This window comes from Agrobacterium vitis, from assembly GCF_014926405.1.
Taxonomy (GTDB): Bacteria; Pseudomonadota; Alphaproteobacteria; order Rhizobiales; family Rhizobiaceae; genus Allorhizobium; species Allorhizobium vitis_H.
In genome coordinates this window covers 3,559,459-3,580,528 of record NZ_JACXXJ020000005.1, presented here as the reverse complement: position 1 = coordinate 3,580,528, position 21,070 = coordinate 3,559,459, and the positions used below count along the sequence as shown (strand labels likewise).

Below are 21,070 nucleotides of genomic sequence, written 5' to 3'. Positions count from 1 at the left end.
CCGCCGATCAGAAGGTCATGCCCGGCACTGCCAGTGGATTGTCTTCCAGAGCCTTCCGATCCGGTCGGTCTATCGCCACTTTACCTGTGAAGGCATCAAACAGGTCCCGCACATAGGCTTCGTCCAGCCCATCAGTAATCATCACCAGCCGACTCCGGCGGTCGGAGGGATCTGGCCAGGCCGCCAGCCGATGTGGCGGATGAAAGATCGATTGCACACCATGAATGACGATCGGCCGCTCGGGATCGTCTTTCAGCCCGACCACCGCCTTCATCCGCAGCATTTTTTCACCATGAGCCGACCGTAGCAGGTCGATGAACATATGGAGAGCCGCCGGATCGACCGGATCGTCGTGAAGGATGGAGAAGGAGCGGATCGTGGCGCCGTGACGTGTGACATCGTCATGGTGATGGTGGGCATGATGATGGTCGTGGTCGTGGTCGTGGTCGTGGTCGTGGTCGTGGTCGTGGTGACGATGATCCTCCGCATGTTGCTCTTCCTGCAACCACCGCGCCACGTCCGGCATTTTTGTCGCCGGATCATAAAGACCATTGTTCAGGATCACCGCTTCACCGGCAGCCGATGTTTCCGCATCGACAACAACCGCCCGTGGGTTCAGCCCGGCAATCCGGCTTTTCAACCTTGCGACAGCACCGTCATCAGCAAGGCTCGCCTTGGTCATCACCAGCCGGTCGGCCACCGCCACCTGCCGGACAGCTTCGCTGTAACTGTCCAGCGTTCTCTCGCCATTAACGGCATCGATCACGGTGACCAGCCCTTCCAGCTGAAACGATTGAGACAAAACAGGATGTCCCATCACCGACTGCATCACTGGCGCGGGATCCGCCAATCCGGTGGTTTCAATCACCACCCGCGACAAGGTCTTGATCCGCCCGGTCTGCAAGGCATCAACCAGTTCGGCCAGCGTATCGATCAATTCACCCCGCACCGTGCAGCACAAGCACCCATCCGAAAGCTGAACGATGGAATCGCTGGAGGCTTCGACCAAGAGATGATCGATCCCCACTTCACCGAATTCATTGATGATCACCGCCGCGTCGCGCATGGCGGGATCCTTCAGCAGCCGGTTGAGCAGCGTGGATTTTCCTGCGCCGAGAAAGCCGGTCAGAATCGAAACAGGAATGCGGTCGGCAAGGGCAACCATGGTCATGACCTCTTCTTATACGAAGGCTGGGAGATGCTCACGCATCCTCGCCTTGGAAGAATTTCGAATTTTACAAATCTATTAAAGGCTTGAGTTATTCGAAAAGAAAACACGGACTGCCATTATCAATGGCGCCCCGCATTACATTTGCGGGCGCGGCGTGGGGCGCGGAACTTCGCCCATCTGCTGCTGTTTGGCACCCGAAGCAGCCGGTGGCGGATCCGGCGGCTCACTGCCGGGGATGAGGCCAGCAAAGACTGGCACCGGCGGCGCGGACATTTCATGGATATAGGGCGATTGCAGCTTCATCCGACCGGTCTCGTCCCGGGTTTCGCTACGCCGCTTGCGTGCCTCCGTGGAGCACATTTCGGCGGACACGTCATTCACCGCGTTCAAACCGTCAACGCTGTCAGGCCCTAGCGCCGAAAGGCGCGATCCCTGAGCATTGGGTCGATCAAAATATTTCTGGAGCAGATTGGCGGAAATATCGGCGCGTGCCGCCAGGCTGTCAGCGCCCATCACCACGGTGATGAGCGTACGGCCATTGCGGGTCGCAGAGGTGATCTGATTGAAACCGGAGGCACAGATATAACCGGTCTTCATGCCATCGACCCCATCGAAACGGCCGACCAGCATGTTGACATTGGGATAGACTTTTTTGCCGGTATCAATCGCTTCGATCTTGAAATAGCCCGCATATTCAGGAAATTCGCGGCGAATGGTCACGGCCAGCACCGCAAGATCGCGGGCCGTGGAATATTGGCCGGGAGCTGGCAATCCATTCGGATTGACGAAATGGCTGGATGTCATGCCGAGCCGGGCGGCCTCGGCATTCATCCGGGCAACGAACGCTGCCTGGCTGCCGCCGACATTTTCTGCCACGGCCACGGCGATGTCATTGGCGGATTTCACCAGCATCATCTTCAGGGCATCGTCCAGCGTCATTTTCGAGCCGGGCTTGAAGAACATTTTACTCGGCGCTTGCGACGCTGCAAAGGCACTCAGTGTCACCACGCTGTCCAGGCGCACTTCACCGGCTCTCAGCGCCCTGAATGTCGTATAGGCCGTCATCAGCTTGGTCAGCGAGGCCGGATACCATTTCTTGAAACTATCCTGATGCTCCAGCACCGTCAGAGAGTTGACATCCACCACCAGCACGGGGTTGGCTGCGACCGTAGACGGCAGCATGGCGGCAAACAAGGCAACGGCAACAAAGGCGCGCCGGATCTGGCGAGGCAGCACGGACAATGACTTCTCCTTCCGGAAACTGGACAGACCACCCTGAATGTCTCTCGCATCGGGCAACCATATGTCCTATATGTCGAACCAATGGCAAAGCCCATCAGCAACGTCAATTGCAACCGAGTGATAAATGAGCCGGACCTGCCCGGTTCAAACGCATGTGATCAGGAAAACCGATGCCAATCTTGAACCGCGCCGCAGAATTGGAAGCCGATGTCCGGCAATGGCGCCATCATCTGCACCAGAATCCGGAAATTCTGTATGACGTCCATGAGACGGCTGCCTTTGTCACAGAAAAACTGAAGGAATTCGGCGTCGACGAGGTGGTCACGGGTTTAGGACGCACCGGCGTCGTTGGCCTGATCAAGGGACGCGGCGATGGCAGCCGGGTGATCGGCCTTCGCGCCGACATGGATGCCCTGCCCCTTCAAGAAATCACCGGCAAAGCCTGGGCATCGAAAACCGATGGCCGCATGCATGCCTGTGGCCATGATGGCCATACCGCCATGCTGCTGGGTGCCGCAAAATATCTGGCGGAAAACCGCAATTTCAACGGCTCAGTCGCCGTAATTTTCCAGCCCGCCGAAGAAGGCGGAGCAGGCGCGCTTGCCATGGTGGAAGATGGCCTGATGGAGCGCTTCGACATCGCCGAAGTCTATGGCATGCACAACATGCCCGGCATGCCCGTCGGCACCTTCGCGATCCGCAAGGGCGGGATCATGGCCGCTCCGGACAAATTCTTCATCACCATCAAGGGCCGTGGCGGCCATGCTGCCGAACCGCACCGCGCCATTGATCCGATTGCCATTGGCGCCCAGATCGTCACCAATCTGCAAATGATCGCGGCGCGCAGCGCCAATCCGGTGCGCTCGGTCGTCGTCTCCGTCACTCGCTTTCAGGCGGGAACGACCCACAACATCATTCCCGAGCAGGCCGAACTGACCGGTACTGTGCGCACCCATGACGACGAAACACAGGACATGGCAGAGCGCCGGATCCGCGAAATCGTCGCTGGCGTCGCGAGCGCCCATGGGGCAGAAGCAGATGTGATCTATGAACGCCCCTGCCCGGTCACGGCCAATCATCCTGAGGAAACCGACAATGCCGCCCGCGCCGCCATCGATATCGTCGGCGAAGGCAATGTTAACACCGACGTCGATCCCTCCATGGCAGGCGAAGACTTCGCCTTCATGCTGAAGGCCAGACCCGGCGCCTATATCATGATCGGCAATGGCAATACGGCGGGCCTTCACAACCCGGCCTATGATTTCAACGACGAAGCCATCGCCTACGGCATTTCCTACTGGGTCAGGCTTGCCGAACAGCGGCTGGCGGATTGAGATATCTCAAGGAAAAGGCTTGGCTTCACGAACGGGTTTTTGTATGGAGATAGGCAGTGGTTCCGTAGCTCAGCAGGATAGAGCATCAGATTCCTAATCTGAGGGTCACGCGTTCGAATCGCGTCGGAATCACCATTTTTAAGCCAAAAGCGAAATAAACGATATTTTGCAGTGCGGCCGCCATATTTTCACAAGCTTTTTGGAATTAGGAACTACTATCGGTCGACCGGGCGCGGACCTGCGTCGGCTCATGCTGAAGTTATCATGCTTCAGAGAGGCTTTTGGACTTCGGAGTGTACTGGTGACCTTGAGAACTGCGAAAAACGATAGCGTCGTGACACCGCCCGCCGTTCCTGTACGGCGAGCTGCCGCAGAGCGCTATGCGCTGGTTGCCCCAACCTCGGCGGCGCGCTGGCTGCTGCTGGCCGTCTTGATGGCCAGCGCCTATTTTTTCTACGGTTTCATCGTGCCGTTGCTGGCCGCCATGGTGATCGGCTTTGCAAGCTGGCCGATCTATCGGCGGATCCTGGGCCTCGCCCGTGGCAATAGGACAATTGGTGCGACGATTGCCATCATTCTTGTGGTCTCTTTCATTGTTGTTCCCATTTCACTTGCAGGTATCTATGCCGTCGATGAGGTGAAAAGCTGGGGCGTCTGGGCCTTGAGGGCCAATGAAGTCGGCGCGCCGGTCCCGCAATGGTTAATCCAGGTTCCTCTGGCCGGAGCCTGGCTTTCCGAGCATTGGGATCAATATGTCGGCCATCCCGGCGCGCTTGGCGAATTGGTGCAACTGATCAGCGGTGCCAATATCGGCACGATTTACCGTGGCCTGCTGGTGGTCGGCTCTTCGGCCTTCCATAGCTTTCTCACCCTGCTCTTCATGCTGATCGCCCTGTTTTTCGTCTATCGCGACGGGGAGCGTATTGTCGCGCAGGTGGATATTGTTGGCGAGCGCATCCTGCCCGGACGCTGGGAACGGGTTTCTCGTCTGGTTCCGCTGACCATCAGTTCCACGGTGACCGGCATGACGATCATTGCGGTCGGCGAAGGCATCGTGCTTGGCCTCGCCTATTGGATCGCCGGTGTGCCTTCCCCTGTGACGCTGGGTATCATCACCGGCTTCATGGCGCTTATTCCCGGTGGCGCGCCGCTGTCCTTCACCCTGGTCTCGATCTATCTGGTTGCCAGCGGATCGACCATTGCAGGGGTCGGATTGCTTGCCTGGGGAACCGTAGAGCTTTTCATTGTCGACAAGACATTGCGGCCGAGACTGGTGGGCGGACCAATCAAACTCCCCTTCCTGCCAACATTTTTCGGCCTGATCGGCGGCGTCAAGACCATGGGCATGCTCGGCTTGTTCGTCGGCCCGGTGCTGATGGCGATCCTGGTGGCCATCTGGCGCGAATGGCTCCTGGAAGCCAAACAGCCAGAGTGATCGCGCTTCGGTAGCGCTTTCCGCCAAACCGGTTCGGGAATGTCTGCCAGGCAAAGAAGCCGACAGGGAAATCTTTTTAGAAACTCAGTTGATATAGCCGAGCCTGATAGCCTTGGCGATTGCCTGTATACGGTTGACCGAATCAAGCTTGATCGTCGCCGAGCCCAGGTAAGCATTGACGGTATGGACCGAGAGGCCGAGATTTTCGGCAATTTCTTCGCTGATCCGCCCGTCGCCCGCCAATTGCAGGCAGGCGATTTCCCGGTCGCTCAACGCCTCGGAGGGCGCTACTTTTCGCTCGCTCAGGGACAGAATGTCCATCATCAGCTTGCAGCTGCGATTATGCATGTCGATCATCACATCACTATCGAGATCCTCAGATCCGTTTAATGCGAAGATGACATAGCCATTGCCGACGGCACCCAGCCGGACAGGAAAGGCAACACCCGAAAACGGCAGATTGCCAGCAGGCAGGCGCGATACGAAAGCCCCAAACTCACTGCTGATACAGAATGTGGCGTTGTCCTTGGCATTCCACATCAAAGGCAGAAGCAAATCGTCGATATGGCTCAGCAGAAGGTCGCCGTAGCAGGACACAAATGCGTCGCTATAGCTGCCGACCATGCCGCTAGCCGCCCAGCTCTCACATTCGCATTGCAACATGCGTTTGCGCGGCAGGCCTGAACCCGCCACCCGAAACACCGCGAAGCTGCGGGCGTTGATCGCCTTCTGCATGGCAATCAGCCGAGGAAAAATATCGCCCCGGTTCGCAGCCAGCCGGGCTTTCAGATCTGCCGCCGATCCTGTCCTGCCGCTCGACATGTCTGCATTAAACGCCATGGCTGCCTTTCATACCAACGCTTGAAGATGCGAACGCATCTCCATCTTGAAGTGGTTGTGGATGTCTCAAGACATCAAAGACTTGAGATATCCTGAATTAGAATGCCAACCGTCAACTTGAAGGGCAGTCGGCGTTAGACCAGATTGTTGCGAACCGCGTAGGCAATCGCTTCAGAGCGAGTTTTCGTAGCTGTCTTGCGCATCACACTGGTGATGTAATTATTGATTGTATTGCGGGAAATACCCAGAATCGTGGCTATTTCATCGCTTGTCTTGCCTTCAGCAATCCAAAACAGGCATTCCAATTCGCGTTCCGTCAGCTCAAAATCACGATCCGCTTTCTGCGACCGTCCCGTCGACAGGCTAACGCAATAGGCTGCCAACAAACCCACGTCCCGCAACCGGTCCGGCGAGATTACGAATCCGTCCGGAAGCAGCATGACCAGCGCCAGCCGTGTGCGCCCAACATTGAACATGACGGAGCAATATTGACGGCTGGCCCCTAAGGGCAGTTCCAGGTCGTCAGGCAGGAGCACGAATTTGGCTTGCAACAGACCCAGGCATTTTTCAAGCTCGGTGGCCCGTGAACAGGCAGCCGACAATTCCGTGGCAACCCCACGCGCCAGATCGAACGGCCAGTCGGCCGTCACCACGAAATCCAGCCCATGTTCCTGAATAAGGTCGTATCGCGCCAGGAGATAGTGCGAGGCTCCGGCATAGTCGGTCAGGATATGCATCGCTACCCGAAGCTTTCCTGAGGACGCTGCCGAGGAAAGCTGCCTGATCATCGCATCACGCAACCTGGGCCCTTCAGGCCTGTTCGCCGTCTTCTGGCTACGGATCCCTTGATAGCCCCCAGGCTCAAGGAGTTCGACACTCATAAGGCTCCCCTTTCAAGGGACGAACGGCCAGCTCTCTATATGCTTTGCCACGGAAGCCGCCCATTCCTTGGTTAAGCGCGTCATTCGAAACATGCCGAATCACCATAATGTTATTGTATGTAAATAACTTCTAAACGCTACGGGGTTTAGCACAGAAGGTGTGGCTTATCCGCACCATACAAAAAAGCTGCACCAACTTTCGCCAGCGCAGCTCTCCTATTCGATTGGATTGAAGGATCAGGCTGCGTTCTCGACCGCCCATTTGCGCAGGATCTTGGCAGCGCGCTCTTCCGAGATTTCCACCATACGAGCCAGGCGCCGTTCCGGTCCTTCCTTGACGCGGCGGTTAAAGCCGCCATTCGGGTCATTGTCGAGGGCAAGGACGTCATCGGCGCTATCGAAGCCGAAGTCGGAACCAAAGCCATCCATCAGGCCGCCACCGGCACCAGCATCAAGACCGGGCGAGAAGTCGGGCAGTTCCAGTCCGGCAACAGCGTCGCTGCCACCCTCAAGCGCCGCAGTCCCACCGCCGCCCATCGAGCGTACCATCGGACGAATGCCCATCCAGACAACAAGGAAGGCAACAGCGAGGAAGGCAAGCGAGTTGATAATACCCGCCATGTTGCGGCTGAGGATTTCCATCACACCGGGTCCGGTTGGAGCCTCGCTCAGCAGCTGATTCTCCAAGAAGTCCATCGCCGTCAGCGTTACCACGTCGCCGCGTTTGTCATCGAGCCCGGCAGCCGATTTGACGATTTTCTGCATTTCCGCCAGATAGGCATCGATCTTGGCCTGATCGACCGGCTCGCCGACCATGGTAGCGATACGCTGCTTGTTGACCACAACGGCCACGGAAAGCTTGTCCAGCGTATAGCCATTCTTGACGGTGGCAATCGTCTTGCTGTTGATTTCGTAGTTGGTCTGCTCTTCCTTCTTGTCCTGCTGGTCGGACGATTCAGGACCGGCACCACCCGCTTGCGGCGCTGCCTGCGGAATATTCTGCTCCACGGTCGCTGCGGTATCGGATTGCCGCTGCTGCGACTTCTGTGCTTCCTTGGTTGTACGGGTCGAGCGTTCGACCTTGGATTCAGGATCGTAAACCGTTTCCTGGATCTGCTGCTGGTCAGTATTCAACTGCGCCGTAACGCTGGAGCGGAAATTGTCCATACCGAGGAAAGGTGCGAGGGCCTTGTCGATGTTCGATTCGATTTCCTGTTGAACCGACTGGGCAACGCCGAGATTCCGGTTTGCAGCCCCGCCCGTCTCATCGCCCGATGCCAGCAACTGGCCGGTCGAATCCAGAATGGTGACATCATCGATTTCAAGACCCGGCACAGCCGAAGCCACCAGATGGCGGATCGAAGCTGCGGATTTGCGACCGGCATCGGAGCCGGCTCTGATCATCACCGAGGCCGTTGGCTTCTGCGCGCCGCGCCGGAAATTCCCGACATCCGGCATGACGATATGCACGCGGGCTGCTGCAATACCGTTGATCTGCTGGATCGTCCTGGCAATCTCGCCCTCAAGGGCGCGCACCCGGGTCACTTCCTGCATGAAGGATGTCAGACCCAGGGAGCCGACATTATCGAACAGTTCGTAGCCAGCATTGGTGCTATTGGGCAGGCCGCGTTCGGCCAGCAACAAACGGGCCTTGCCGGTCATTCCGGCCTGGACCTGAATGCTCTTGCCATCGGCGCCAGTCTGGAAACCAACGCCCGCTTCAGCCAGCGCAATACTGATTTGATTGACGTCTGTCGCTTCGAGGCCAACGTAAAGGGTCTCAAAGGCAGGCTTATTGATAAAAAACGCCGCACCGATAACCAGCGCCACCGAAACGACGCCAACACCCGCAAGGGTCCATAGTTTAGTCGGTCCCAAGGACGAAAGGTTCTTGAAGACCTGGAGTAGTTGATTGAACAGATTCATTCTGTCTCGCACCGTCAAACATGAGGTTACGGCTTTTGGCCTAGTGTCACCCTAGGACGCGAAGCTTGTGCGAGCGTTTCCTGATGCCTGCGAAGGAAGCCCGGTGTGCGGAAACGGACGTCCCAAAACGAAGATCGCCCCGGAAAGGAGCGACCTGAACACTTTAGTATCTATGTATTTATGGAATTACAAAAATTCTTTCTCTTCATTTCTAGACATTTGCGGGGGCAAACCGCCTCGCACTTTTGCTGGAAATGCTCTCTCGGGGCTTGCAGAGATCAGAAAAAATCGAAATCGCCCGCAGCTTTGCTGAGAGGCTGCGAATGGCCATGGCGCAAACCATCGCCCAGTGCCTTCTGCATTTCGGCCAGCTTGACGAGGCTGAGCGCCGTCGTCATGTCCACTTTCCAGTCGTCAGACACATCCGCCGTAATGGTATCGATAAATTCAGCCAACCCGCGCGATTTCTGCACGGCGAGATCGATACCTTGCAAGACTTTCAGCGTTTCAGCCGATTCCAACGCCTTTGAGCCACCCAGTTCCAGCAATTGCGGCTCGACCCGCTCGATCAGATAGGCAACGTCGTGAAGTTCCGTCACAACACGCATCAGAATTTCAGGTAGTGATTCTTCCACGCTCGTGGCCTCCAATACTGACTCAGGCTTCGCAGTTCTGTTCTCCTGGAACCCACCACGGGCAAAAGCCGTGCGGCACGCTCCATTTATGCTTTTTGTTCAGTCCCGCCCTGAGCTTGCATAAACGAGCGAGGGGTTGTCCGTTCCGCTCATCCGAAACCGCAAACAGGGTTCGGATGGTCATTCATTTCATGCCAGCCTTGCTCGAATACATCGTGCCGTCAGCCGCATCACATACCTTAGATTGTCCTTCAAAATCGTTACGCAACTTTGATCAATATGGATTGCCTGTGAAAGAACGGAACCGTTAAAAAAACTCGATCGAGCTTTCCACCGGCTTTTGCACTTTGACCGGCCGCTGTTCCATGGCCACAGTCTTTTGCGTTTCCGCTCCTGTCAGAGGATACTGGCGGGCACGACCGCTGATCGGCCAGAATTCCAGCTTGCGGCCATGCTCGCCGCCCGTTGAAGAACCAACCACCTTGATGCCTTCATCTTTCAGAAACTGCGCAGCAAAGGCAGCATTCTGTTCGCCGACATTCGAAAACGTCGCAATCGTCTTGGCGCCTCCGAAAATCTTGGCTTCCAGACGATCGCGCCGCGCGCCCTTCTTCAAGAGGCCGTTGATCAGCAATTCCATCAGATGGACGCCATAGCGCGTGGCATCCCCGCCTCCCATGCCGGGATTGGCAGAGCCCGGCAAGAGGAAATGGTTCATACCGCCGACACCGGCAATGGGATCACGTATGCATGCAGCCACGCAGGAACCCAGGATAGTTGAAAGCACCACATTCGGGTCGCTGACAACCTTGTATTCACCTTGAATAATATGGACCCTGCGAGCCGCAGCTTCGTCACTCATTTTAATGCTCCGAAAACAGCTTCAATGGCCGCCTTCATCTTTTCGATGGTAAACGGCTTGGCGAGGACGTTATTGGCACCCAATTGCGCCGCCTTCTGCACCAGCGCCCGATCCCCTTGCGCAGTGAGAATGATGAACGCTGCCTTCTTGGTGGCAGGATTGGCGCGAACAGCCTGGAGAAGACCGAGACCGTCCATCTTGGGCATGTTGAAATCAGAGATCACCAGATGATGAGGCTGTTGAGCCATGATCTTCATCCCCTGCTCACCGTCGCCGGCAGCCGTGATCTGCTTGAAACCCAGCTGTGTCAGCGCATCGCTTAAAAGCAAGCGGCTGGTCACCTGGTCGTCCACTATCAGGACCTTAATTTTTTCAGCTATTGACATTATTCATAACCTTCTTTCCGTGCGGCCGTGAGTTTGAGAATTTCTTCGCCGATTGAGCCAAGCGGCAATTGATGCTCGACGGCACCCAGTTCATGGGCAACGCGAGGCATACCATAGACCACACAGGTCTTTTCGTTCTGCCCAATGGTCCGTGCGCCTGCACTTCGCATTTTGAGCAATCCAGACGCTCCATCGCGCCCCATACCTGTCAGTATGACGCCAACAGCATTGCGTCCAGCCAATTCCGCCACCGAATCAAAGAGAACATCGACCGATGGCCGATGCCCGTTGACCGGGGGCGTGTCCAGCAAACGGCAACTGGGCGCGGATGCGTTCACCACTTGCAGATGCCGTTCTCCACCAGGGGCCAGATAGATCTTGCCGATCTGCAATCTGGCACCGTCAGTTGCTTCCTCTACCACCGGAGCGCAGAGTCGGTTCAGCCGCTCCGCAAAACTCTTGGTAAATGTCGGCGGCATATGTTGGGTAATCACCGTCGGCGGGCAATTAGGTGGAAACTTCTGCAACACGGCTATCAGCGCTTCAACACCCCCTGTCGAAGAACCGATCGCCACGATTTTGCGACCCACCCGAAAATCGGCCGCAGGCGTGGCAACAGGCGCCGCCTGCATGATCTGCCGGCGCTGGGAGCGAGCCGCAGCTTTGACCTTCTCGGCAAGATCGCCGAACGGACGGGCCTCACCCGGCATCGGCTTGCCGACACAGTCGAATGCGCCAATTTCCAAGGCAGCCAGCGTCGCTTCAGCTCCGCGATGGGTCATGGTCGAAACCATGATGACAGGCATCGGCCGCAGCCGCATGATCTTTTCGAGAAATTCCAAACCATTCATGTTTGGCATTTCAATATCGAGCGTCACCACATCCGGGTTCAGCTGCTTGATGGCGGCGCGGGCCTCCATGGCATCCTTGGCCTGACCAATGACGCTGACTTCCGGATCGGAATTGAGAACGGCGGTGATCAGTCCCCGCATAGTTGGGCTGTCATCGACGACAAGAACGCGAGCGGCTGATATCATGCTTTGCGCCCTCCGGTCTTGCCGGTATATTTGTACGTGGTGATACCGATATTATCGAAAAGGTTCTTCGGATCGCCAGATACCCGCTCGGAGTGGCCGATATAAAGATGACCACCCTCCGGCAGAAGCCCGGCAAACCGCGACCAGATCTTCACCTGGGTGGGCTCATCGAAATAGATCACCACATTGCGGCAGAAGATCACGTCGAAGGGTCCTTTGATCGGCCATTGCGCCATCAGGTTAAGCTCGTTGAAGGTGATCAGCTTCTTGACCCGGTCATCGACCTGGAATTTCCGGCGTCCACCGACATCGACATCGCGGAACCATTGCTTGCGCATGGCCGGGCTCACGGTTTCCAGCGCCGTTTCGTCATAGGCTCCGGCCCGGGCCAGCGCCAGGATCTTCGGATCGATATCCGTTGCCAATATCCTGAAATCGTAATCGGCGGCATTCGGCATCAAGGACAGGACCGTCAGGGCGATGGAATAGGGCTCCTGCCCATCGGAACAGGCGGCAGACCAGATCCGCACGCGGCCGCCAGCCTTGGCGCGGTTGATCAACCCCGGCAGAACCTCGGTGCGCAAATGATCGAAGTGATGGTTCTCACGAAAGAACCGGGTGAAATTCGTTGTCAGATGCGACAACATTTCACGTCGCGCCCCGGCCCCCTCCTGGGACGACACGAGCGCGCAATACTCCCGAAAGCCACGCAATCCAAGATTGCGAATATGCTTCGACAGTCTCGAATAGACAAGGGAAGCCTTGGAATCGTTCAACGCAATCCCGGCATCGGCATAGATCATCGCAGCAATTTCGTTGAGATCGCGACGGGTCAACGGGTATTCGCCACTGGCCATGATCTCGTCGTCCGATTGCCGGCTATGCGCAGAAAAGGTCGATGTCATGCCGCTTCGCTTTCAGTTTCAGAGAAAAGGCCCGCCAGCTCAATCAAACAGATCATCCGTTTGTCAATGGCGAGGATGCCTCTTGCGTATTGACGCTCGAGATCAGACGAGACCTCAGGTGTCGGTTGGATTGTCTCATCTGTCACGCTCAGTACGTCGGACACGGCATCCACCAGCAGGCCGACGACCTTGGTCCTGGTCTGGACCACGATAATCACATGCCGGACTGTCGGTTCTGTCCGCTTCAGCCCGAGCCTGATCGCCAGATCGACGATCGGCAAGACTGCGCCGCGCAGGTTGATCACGCCCATCACGTAATGAGGAGACTGCGGCAACGGCGTTGCGGGGGTCCATCCACGGATTTCCCGCACCTGCATGATGTTGACGCAAAACTCCTGATCACCGATGCGAAACGCGATCAACTCGCGATTTCCCTGAACCAGATTTTTGACCGCATTCGACATAAAACTATCCTGCGACGGCTAACGACATTTCCTGCTTGAGAGACTGACCGCGCGAGGCAGCGACGACAGCATCCACATCCAGGATCAGAGCCACGCGGCCATCGCCCAGAATGGTTGCCGCGGCGATGCCGGGCACATGCGTATAGTTAGCCTCAAGGCTCTTGATGACCACCTGGCGCTGACCCTGGATGGCATCGACCATCAAGGCGCGCTGACCGCCACCTTCCGATTCGACCAGCAGAGCAACACCATCGATCGGGTTAGCCTGGACTGACCGGAAATTCAGAATCCGACCGACATCCACCAATGGGCAGAAGCTGTTGCGGATCGAAATCAGCCGCTGGTTGGCCCCGAAGGAATGGATATTCTGGGCTTCCGGCTGCAAGGTTTCAACGATAGCCGTCAAAGGAACGACAAGCGTCTGGCCAGCAACGGTAACGACCATGCCATCCAGAACCGCCAGTGTCAGCGGCAAGCTCATGGTGAAAGTCGAGCCCTGACCGGGGCGCGAGCTGATGGAGATGCGCCCGCCCAATGCCTGGATGGACCGCTTGACCACGTCCATGCCAACGCCGCGGCCGGAAATGTCGGAAATCTTGTCCGCCGTCGAAAAGCCCGGCATGAAAATCAGATTGTCGATTTCCTCGTCGGAGAGATTGGCGTCGGCAGCGATGATATCGTTGTCGATAGCCTTCTGGCGGACCCGTTCGCGGTTGATACCGGCGCCATCGTCGACCAATTCGATCACGATGCGGCCAGACCGGTGCTTTGCCGTCAGCTTGACCGTGCCTTCCGGGTTCTTGCCGGCGGCACTACGCTTTTCGGGGGTTTCGATACCATGGTCAACGGCATTACGGATCATGTGGGTCAGCGGTTCGGCCAGTTTGTCGATGACCGTCTTGTCCACTTCGGTGTTCTCACCTTCGGTGACCAGACGGATCGATTTTCCAACCATATCAGCAACTTCGCGCACGATACGCGACATGCGCTGGAACACCGGCTTGACCGGCTGAGCACGGATCGCCATGACCGAATCCTGGATCTCGCGGGTGAGCTGTTGCAGCTCTTCGAGGCCCATATTGATCGACGATGTGCCGTTGGTGTCATTTTCGATGACGCTCTGCGACAACATGGCCTGGTTGATGACAAGCTCGCCCACCAGGTTGATCAGGCGGTCGACGCGATCGAGATCAACGCGGATCGTTTGCCCGGCAGCCGAAGCAGCAGACTGGTTTTGCGCGGCGGCTGCGGCAGCGGCAGCAGCGGCGGCTGGAGATTCTCTCTTCTCCCTGACGGCACTGACCACTTTGGTTGCGGTATCGGCGGCTTCCACGGCCTCGGCGATCAAGTCGACGGCGCTATCGTCAACTTCTTCAGCGGCGCTATCGTCGTCCAGCGCGGACAGATCGAACGGCACCGGTACCATCGGCAGCTCATCACTCCCTTCAGCAACAGTCGCTTCCTGTTCCTTGATTTCCAGTTCGCAATCCCATTCGGCAAACTCGAAAACAGTCCGAACGCCTTCTTCGCCTTTTTCGCTCTTCACCAGGATTTTCCAAGAGAAGTAGGCCTCCTCAGGATCCATGGATTCCAGCGTCGGAACGGCGCTTACATTGCAGTTCAGGCTGACTTCGCCGATGCGCGACAGATCACGCAGCAAAAGCGTGGCGTCATTGCCCTTGGCATAGAGATCCCGGCGCGGCTTGAAGGTCACTTCAAGCGGAGGAGACACAATGGGAGGCTCTTCGTCGGCAAAATCGTCAAAGGAGAATGGAACGGGTGCAAAACCGCTGTCATCCGTGGCTGCTGGCGCAGGTGCAGGCTTGGCAGCCGCCTTTGGAGCAGGTGCTGCCGCTGTGGCGGATGACGACGAAGGTACTTCACCCTTGGCAAGCGCTTCCAATTCCTTGACAAGGCCGCTTGAACGAGACGGATCGACGCTGCCGCCGTCACGAGAAGCATTGGTCAGGTCGGCGAGCACGTCGGCCGACTTGAGCATGACCTTCATGACTTCAATGCCCGGTTCCAGCTTATTGGATCGAACGCAATCAAGGGTCGTCTCAAAAACGTGAGCGAAGGCAACGAGATCGTCGAGACCAAACGCGCCTGCGCCTCCTTTGATGGAATGAACAGCTCGGAAAACAGCATTCACCGTCTCCGGGTCACGATCCCCATCGTTCATTTTCAGAAGACCGGATTCCAGTTCCGCGAGCTGTTCCTCGCATTCCTGGAAAAAGATCTCTTTGATTTCGTTCATATCCATCGAAGTCAGACCCCGTTAGGCGGTTACACGTTCAATCGCATCGATCAGTTTCGTCGGATCGAATGGCTTGACGATCCAGCCGGTAGCGCCAGCCTGGCGCGCACGGTTCTTCTTCTCAGCATCGCTTTCGGTCGTCAGAACGAGGATCGGAACGGCACGGTATTTTTCATTGCGGCGTACGCCCTCGATAAAACCAAAACCGTCAAGGCGCGGCATGTTGATATCGGTGACGATCACGTCGGGATTGCACTCTTCAAGCACTTCAAGACCTTCGACGCCGTCTTCGGCCTGGATGGTCTCGAAACCCGCATTGTTGAGGGTCACGAGAAGCATGTTGCGGATGGTTCTAGAGTCATCCACGGTTAATACTTTTTTCTTCATTGCCGGATCTCCGCGATCAGTTGATCGTTGTTCAAGCCCAAGAGCTGTATGGTTTTGGTGAAAGCGTCTGACGCCTTCTTTATCGAGAAGGTTTTCTGGTCTTCTTCCCAGGTTTTCGCGCCCGAGACGAGCACCTGGGCGCAAAGTGCTCCCATCCGCTCGACACCGGATGCGTCGATTTCAACTGCTCCTCCCCGCATGGACAGAAGCTTGTCCTTGAGCTGAGACGCTTCATTCAAGTCGAGCACCGATGCCAGCTTAAGCTGCGCCGATGCGCCTTTCTTGCTCGCCATAGACTGTTTCCCTACCGTTTCTATCGACCGCCCCATAAGGGTATGAGAGTTCAAAACCTAAGCGCTTCTCCGGCACGAAAAGCCGTTTTCATCCCGAACCTTCCTCCGTTGTATAAGAGGTAGGTAAATAAACCGCTCACATCGAAAGGCCTCCTGCCCGAATCGGCACTAAAAAATCGTGCCCCCCGAAGTCCTCGGAAAAAGCCGCCATCGGCAGCTCTGCCGTTTGCGCTGATGACACCGGATAACCGTTCGACGGATTGGTCTGGCTGCCCCGATAGTGCGTGCGCTCAATGGTGAATTGCCGCACGGTCTTGCCAAGCTCGACGATCACCGTATGCAGATCGGCACTGTCATCCGCAGCCTGGCGTGACAATTGCGCGCTTGCACGCGATGTTTCGCCCTGGGCTTCGAGCACGCACGCGACGCTATCCAGGGCTGCGGCCTGCTTGGCCGTTTCTCCAGCCATCACAGAGACCGATCGATTGATATCGACGACCTGTGTCACGATACTGGAAATCGCATCCTGGGTCCGATTGACCATCTCCACCCCGGCCTCGACCTGATGCTTGGTGGCCGCAACCAGGGCCTTGATTTCACGCGCACTGTCGGCGGACCGCTGGGCCAAAGCCCGTACTTCCTGGGCAACGACGGCAAAGCCCCGACCCGAATCACCGGCGCGAGCCGCCTCGATGCCGGCGTTCAAGGCCAGAAGGTTGGTCTGGAAGGCAATTTCATCGATAGAGCCGATAATATGGCCGATCTGCTCAGCGGAAGTTTCGATATCCGCCATGGCGGCGATGGCCTTACCAACCACTTCGCCGCTCGCTTCGACCGCCTTGACGGTCATCTCGACAGCCTGCTCGGTGAGTTTCGACTGCGCCGCGTTATGGCTGACTGTTTCGGTTACCTGCCGCAGGCTGGCACTTGCCGCATCAAGGCCCGCTGCGGCCTCATCGGCCCGCACACCCAGCGCGGATCCTTGCTCGCCAAGGGCAGCGCTGACGTCCTCCGCCGTGCGGCGGCTGGCGTCCATCACGGAAACCGCAGCGCAAATGCTCTCCATCGCGCCATTGAAACTCGACACGAGATCCTGATATTCCTCGGGGACATCACTGTTCAGCCGGCTGGACAGATCGCCCTGCGACAGCGCCGTGAATGCGCCTTGGAACAGATCCGTGACGCTGGCGCGCTCCTTGCGGCGTAGATCAGCCATGTCGCGATGATGCTTGAGGCGCAATTCGTTGAAGCGCAGGGAAACGGCAATCTCCACATCCACCATGACCAGGCGAATGAGCGCGCTGACCAGCGCCTGCAATTCGGCTGCCCGCTTGCGCGAGGACGGCATGAAACCACGATTGGCAAGATCGGCGAAGACGGAACTGACCAGGCCCTCCAGAACAACGGCATGGCCGGCAATCTGCCAACGGGGATCAAGCCCCATCCGGCTTTGGCTATCAGCCAGCACTTTGACACGCTCGGCATAGAGCGCATCGAAACGCGCGTCGGTCATCACGTCCCAATGGGAAACATAGAGATCATGGAGGCGGTCGATCTGCCGCTCGCCGGTAAACTGGCGGGCCGCATCGGGTGCCGTCTGCAGCTTGCGAAAAAACGCGCGCAGACCCGTTTCCACGTCAGTCTCCAGCCCAACCCGGTGGCGGCGCAAAAGACTGCAAGCATCCTGGTCCAGGCCGGCAAAATTCAGCCGGTCCCGCAAGCTGCCAGCCTGCGATCCACCTGTCCGTTCTGCCTCAGCGTGCTGAACCAATTGCCAATCCCCGCGGGGTCGGCCCTGTCGAACCAGGAACTGACCGCCATCACCTGTTAAATCGTCCGCATGGATGCGCTATACGCCGCATAACCTGGAGAACCGCTCTGTACTGGAGATACCGGATCGGAACCGGTACGGTGGGACTGGCATCATGCCGAGTGGGACGCGCAACGCGCCCATTCCTCCGTGTCCTACAATCTTTATGGTTAATTCGTTGATTGGAGGTTAATGTTTATTCGCTGCTCAACTTTACTGCCAAATTCTTAAAATTTGAATCGATTTGTGAAGGCGTAAACGTGAAATCAAGCTTGGAGCAAGGTTAAGTTGTGTTAATGTGGCACCAAGCGGCATGAAGGTCGAAGAGGTGAGCAATGATTGTTCTAGGAATAGGGGCTGCGCTGATTGCAGCAAGCACGATAGTTGTCGTATCGCTGAATGAGCGAGGCAAGTTGGCGGTCGCGACAAAGCCGACATTCTAACATACCATGCGTTTAACCCTCGCATGAAGAGCAGTCTTCCCTAGTAAAACTGCTGGTTTTTGTCGTCTCCACTCAAAAAATTTCCCAGATGTCTGGTCCATATCCTTGTAAGGATTGGTCGACTGCCTGTGCCATAGCAAATCATCTGAAGCCTTCAGAGGCGCCTTCTATGGTCCATCAGGGAACGGCATCGGCTTGAAGCTTGCCGCTTTGCCCATTCCCCTGTAGACGCATGGGGAACAGGTGCAATTGCCGGATATATCTATGAATACCGCCACGTCCCAGCCCCGCCGCCTCACCATTCTGGGGTCGACCGGCTCTATCGGAACCAACACGCTTGACGTGATCAGACAAATGGGCGGACGCGATCGCTTCGACGTCATGGCCCTGACAGGGCACGGCAATGTCGCTCTTCTGGCGGAGCAGGCACTGGTGACAGGCGCAAGGCTGGCAGTTACCTCTGATGAAAATCAATATATTGCCTTGAAAGACCTGTTATCGGGCAGCGGCATCGATGTTGCAGCCGGCAGCAGCGGGCTACAGGAAGCAGCATGCCTTGAGGCGGACTGGGTGATGGCCGCCATTGTCGGCACCGCCGGTTTGCAGCCAACCTTGACAGCTGCCGCACGCGGCGCCGATATCGCGCTCGCCAATAAGGAATGCCTCGTTTCGGCTGGCGAATTGTTCATCGAGACGGTGCGTAAGGGCGGCGGCAAGATTATCCCCGTCGATAGTGAGCATTCGGCAATTTTCCAATGCCTGGACGAAAATCACCGTGACACGCTGGAGCGGATTGTGCTGACGGCTTCTGGCGGGCCGTTTCGTACCTTCACCCGCCAACAGATGGCTGATGTCAGTGTTCAAACCGCCCGCGCCCATCCGAATTGGTCCATGGGACTGAAGGTGTCGATTGGCAGCGCCTCGATGTTCAATAAGGCGCTGGAGATGATCGAGGCCAAGCACCTGTTCGATCTGACACCCGACCAGATCGAGGTTATCGTCCATCCTCAGTCGATCATCCACTCCATGGTGGGCTATAGTGACGGCTCCGTGCTGGCCCAGCTTGGCGTACCGGATATGCGCACCGCCATCGGTTATGCGCTGAGCTATCCGAAACGCGCGGCGCTGGATGTGGACCGCTTGGATTTCACCAAGCTGGCGCGGCTGGATTTCGAAGCGCCGGACCTGGACCGTTTTCCGGCAATCCGTCTCGCCCGTACAGCGCTTGAGCGCGGCGGCTTGCAGGGCGCCGTGCTGAACGCCGCCGAAGAATGTGCCTTTGAGGCTTTTGTCGAGGAAAAAATCGGTTTTCTCGCCATGGCCGATGTGGTCGAGGATGTTATGGATCATCTCATGAGCTTGGCACCAGCGACCGTGATTGCCGATGTCTTTGCCGCCGATGCGCAGGCACGACGCCGAGCCCAGGAGGTCATCGTGAACCAAGGCCGCACGCGATAATCCAGAATGCTGCAACACTTTAAATCTGCAGTATAGTTTTTCTTGAGCCGATTCCGGCTTCAGGAATTATCCAGTCGCGCATACCGCAGCACGCAAGCGCTCGACATACGCACCGTCACAGCCTTCCAATGCCGTATTGCTCAGGCTGACCACGGTCAAACCGGCCTCGGGAATGATGAACCACGTATTGCCATAGACACCACCCCATTGCACCGCGCCCGGCGGCAGGGCGGTGGCCGCAGCTGCGGAATCGGTGATGACAGCGCCGAGAAAGCTGAAGCGCTTGCCGGCAAGCCCCATGGGGAGGTCGCCGATCTGGTTGGAGAGACACATTTGCGCAAGCTCGGGTGACATCAGTCCACCCCCACCAGTACGAATGGTTTCGAGCAGCGTCAGCACATCCAGCGCCGTACCGGCCATTCCACCACCACCGGACTGGAAAGCACGGGGATTGAAAATCCGCGAGGGGGAAAAAGCCGGACCTTCGCCGCCCGATGGAGCGGTCGCCTGCCATCGCTCCTCCATCCGCTCAGCCCGCTGTTCGCCGTCCCGATACGGAACTGCCAGCCGCGCCATATCCGTAACATGGAATCGGGCATCCTTCAGCCGCATGGGGTCGCAAACATGCTCGACCACCGCCGCCTCCAGCAGGTTTCTGCCTTCGATAGAACCGAAATACTGGGCAAATGGCGTCCTGCTTGTTGTACCTTGAACAGGAGCGACAGCCCCACCATCCTCGTCCTGCTTCACTGCACAGTTCTCACCATGCACTTTGGCCACCACGGCACCGAGCAAATCGGTGCTCATCGAATAGGCCCAGCGCTCGCCAGGGGCAAAAGCCAGCGGAATGGCATTATGGCGGCTGAAATTCTCCTCAACCGTCAGATCCGTATCGAGAAGACCAAGATTGATGGCCCGCTCACGCGGCAGCCTTTGCAGCGCCGGATCATAGGTCAAACCTGATGTGTGGGTGAGCAGATGACGAACCGTGATGGCAGCAAACGCGCCGGCTGGCGTCTTGGGCCGGAACCAGGGAAGGTGATCGGCCACAAGATCATCAAGACCCAGCAATCCCTTGTCGACCATAGCGAGTGCCGTGACCGCGACAAATGGTTTTGTGACGGATGCGAAACGAAAAATCCTATCGAACTGCACTGGAATACGCGCTTCCCGATCCGCATAGCCAATGGCCCGCCGCAGCAGGGGCTGTCCGTGCCTGAACACCATGACCACCGCCCCAACCAGAGCCTCGCTTGACACAGCCTCTTCCAGCACGCGGTTGACCCGCTCGACAATCGACATCC

The 21,070-nt window shown here is 57.3% G+C and carries 19 protein-coding genes and 1 tRNA gene; 4 read left to right on the top strand and 16 right to left on the bottom strand.

The genetic code is table 11. The features are described 5' to 3' along the window. Positions 1–7 precede the first annotated feature (7 nt). Both IEI95_RS27890 and IEI95_RS27885 read right to left on the bottom strand, forming a co-directional pair. Positions 8–1,165 carry a CobW family GTP-binding protein gene (locus IEI95_RS27890; RefSeq protein ID WP_156538313.1) on the bottom strand — a complete coding sequence of 386 codons (1,158 nt, stop codon included), beginning with the start codon at positions 1,163–1,165 and terminating at the stop codon, positions 8–10. A gap of 141 nt (positions 1,166–1,306) precedes the next feature. Then, complete coding sequence (locus IEI95_RS27885; protein ID WP_194417382.1) at positions 1,307–2,407, bottom strand: D-alanyl-D-alanine carboxypeptidase family protein; 1,101 nt, start codon at positions 2,405–2,407, stop codon at positions 1,307–1,309. Between the two features lie 176 nt (positions 2,408–2,583). On the opposite strand from IEI95_RS27885, the gene IEI95_RS27880 reads away from it, so the two are divergent. The 3 genes from IEI95_RS27880 (at position 2,584) to IEI95_RS27870 (ending at position 5,182) form a co-directional block, all read left to right on the top strand. Beyond that, complete coding sequence (locus IEI95_RS27880; protein WP_156531820.1) at positions 2,584–3,747, top strand: M20 aminoacylase family protein; 1,164 nt, start codon at positions 2,584–2,586, stop codon at positions 3,745–3,747. A gap of 58 nt (positions 3,748–3,805) precedes the next feature. Then, a tRNA-Arg gene (locus tag IEI95_RS27875) sits at positions 3,806–3,882 on the top strand. Positions 3,883–4,081: 199 nt separating this feature from the next. Further along, a complete protein-coding gene (locus IEI95_RS27870) occupies positions 4,082–5,182 on the top strand; it encodes an AI-2E family transporter (RefSeq protein ID WP_234627075.1) in 1,101 nt (366 codons plus the stop codon). Between the two features lie 84 nt (positions 5,183–5,266). On the opposite strand, the gene visR is transcribed toward IEI95_RS27870, so the two are convergent. The 13 genes from visR to IEI95_RS27805 form a co-directional block, all read right to left on the bottom strand. Further along, positions 5,267–6,022: a transcriptional regulator VisR gene (gene visR, locus IEI95_RS27865; RefSeq protein WP_015917351.1), complete on the bottom strand. Its 756-nt coding sequence runs from the start codon at positions 6,020–6,022 to the stop codon at positions 5,267–5,269. Between the two features lie 134 nt (positions 6,023–6,156). Then, a complete protein-coding gene (visN, locus tag IEI95_RS27860; protein WP_015917352.1) occupies positions 6,157–6,903 on the bottom strand; it encodes a transcriptional regulator VisN in 747 nt (248 codons plus the stop codon). Between the two features lie 237 nt (positions 6,904–7,140). Continuing rightward, positions 7,141–8,829 (bottom strand): flagellar basal-body MS-ring/collar protein FliF, encoded by a 1,689-nt coding sequence (gene fliF, locus IEI95_RS27855; protein ID WP_041697162.1) that lies wholly within the window; start codon positions 8,827–8,829, stop codon positions 7,141–7,143. Between the two features lie 278 nt (positions 8,830–9,107). Then, positions 9,108–9,479 (bottom strand): chemotaxis protein CheT, encoded by a 372-nt coding sequence (cheT, locus tag IEI95_RS27850; protein ID WP_041697164.1) that lies wholly within the window; start codon positions 9,477–9,479, stop codon positions 9,108–9,110. 292 nt (positions 9,480–9,771) lie between these two features. Continuing rightward, on the bottom strand, positions 9,772–10,326 hold the full coding sequence (gene cheD, locus IEI95_RS27845) for a chemoreceptor glutamine deamidase CheD (RefSeq protein ID WP_015917355.1): 555 nt from the start codon (positions 10,324–10,326) through the stop codon (positions 9,772–9,774). Further along, the gene (locus tag IEI95_RS27840) at positions 10,323–10,712 is read right to left on the bottom strand and encodes a response regulator (RefSeq protein ID WP_015917356.1); all 390 of its coding nucleotides are present in this window, start codon (positions 10,710–10,712) and stop codon (positions 10,323–10,325) included. Before IEI95_RS27840 ends, cheD begins: the two co-directional genes overlap by 4 nt. Next, the gene (gene cheB, locus IEI95_RS27835) at positions 10,712–11,749 is read right to left on the bottom strand and encodes a protein-glutamate O-methylesterase CheB (RefSeq protein WP_015917357.1); all 1,038 of its coding nucleotides are present in this window, start codon (positions 11,747–11,749) and stop codon (positions 10,712–10,714) included. The genes IEI95_RS27840 and cheB overlap by 1 nt, the downstream gene beginning before the upstream one ends. Then, a complete protein-coding gene (gene cheR / locus IEI95_RS27830; RefSeq protein WP_015917358.1) occupies positions 11,746–12,654 on the bottom strand; it encodes a protein-glutamate O-methyltransferase CheR in 909 nt (302 codons plus the stop codon). Before cheR ends, cheB begins: the two co-directional genes overlap by 4 nt. Continuing rightward, complete coding sequence (locus IEI95_RS27825; RefSeq protein WP_015917359.1) at positions 12,651–13,118, bottom strand: chemotaxis protein CheW; 468 nt, start codon at positions 13,116–13,118, stop codon at positions 12,651–12,653. Before IEI95_RS27825 ends, cheR begins: the two co-directional genes overlap by 4 nt. A gap of 4 nt (positions 13,119–13,122) precedes the next feature. Further along, a complete protein-coding gene (locus tag IEI95_RS27820; protein ID WP_156531818.1) occupies positions 13,123–15,381 on the bottom strand; it encodes a chemotaxis protein CheA in 2,259 nt (752 codons plus the stop codon). Between the two features lie 15 nt (positions 15,382–15,396). Continuing rightward, entirely contained in the window at positions 15,397–15,762 is a 366-nt protein-coding gene (gene cheY1, locus IEI95_RS27815; RefSeq protein ID WP_006726298.1) for a chemotaxis response regulator CheY1, read from the bottom strand. Then, a complete protein-coding gene (locus tag IEI95_RS27810) occupies positions 15,759–16,055 on the bottom strand; it encodes an STAS domain-containing protein (RefSeq protein WP_071203273.1) in 297 nt (98 codons plus the stop codon). The genes cheY1 and IEI95_RS27810 overlap by 4 nt, the downstream gene beginning before the upstream one ends. Positions 16,056–16,191: 136 nt before the next feature. Continuing rightward, positions 16,192–17,826 carry a globin-coupled sensor protein gene (locus tag IEI95_RS27805; RefSeq protein WP_234617679.1) on the bottom strand — a complete coding sequence of 545 codons (1,635 nt, stop codon included), beginning with the start codon at positions 17,824–17,826 and terminating at the stop codon, positions 16,192–16,194. A gap of 746 nt (positions 17,827–18,572) precedes the next feature. Between IEI95_RS27805 and dxr the strand changes: the two genes are divergently transcribed. Further along, positions 18,573–19,766: a 1-deoxy-D-xylulose-5-phosphate reductoisomerase gene (gene dxr, locus IEI95_RS27800; RefSeq protein WP_156531815.1), complete on the top strand. Its 1,194-nt coding sequence runs from the start codon at positions 18,573–18,575 to the stop codon at positions 19,764–19,766. A 66-nt stretch (positions 19,767–19,832) separates the two neighbouring features. Here the strand turns inward: dxr and IEI95_RS27795 are convergent, their stop codons facing one another. Next, on the bottom strand, positions 19,833–21,068 hold the full coding sequence (locus IEI95_RS27795) for a serine hydrolase domain-containing protein (protein WP_194417255.1): 1,236 nt from the start codon (positions 21,066–21,068) through the stop codon (positions 19,833–19,835). Positions 21,069–21,070 lie beyond the last annotated feature (2 nt).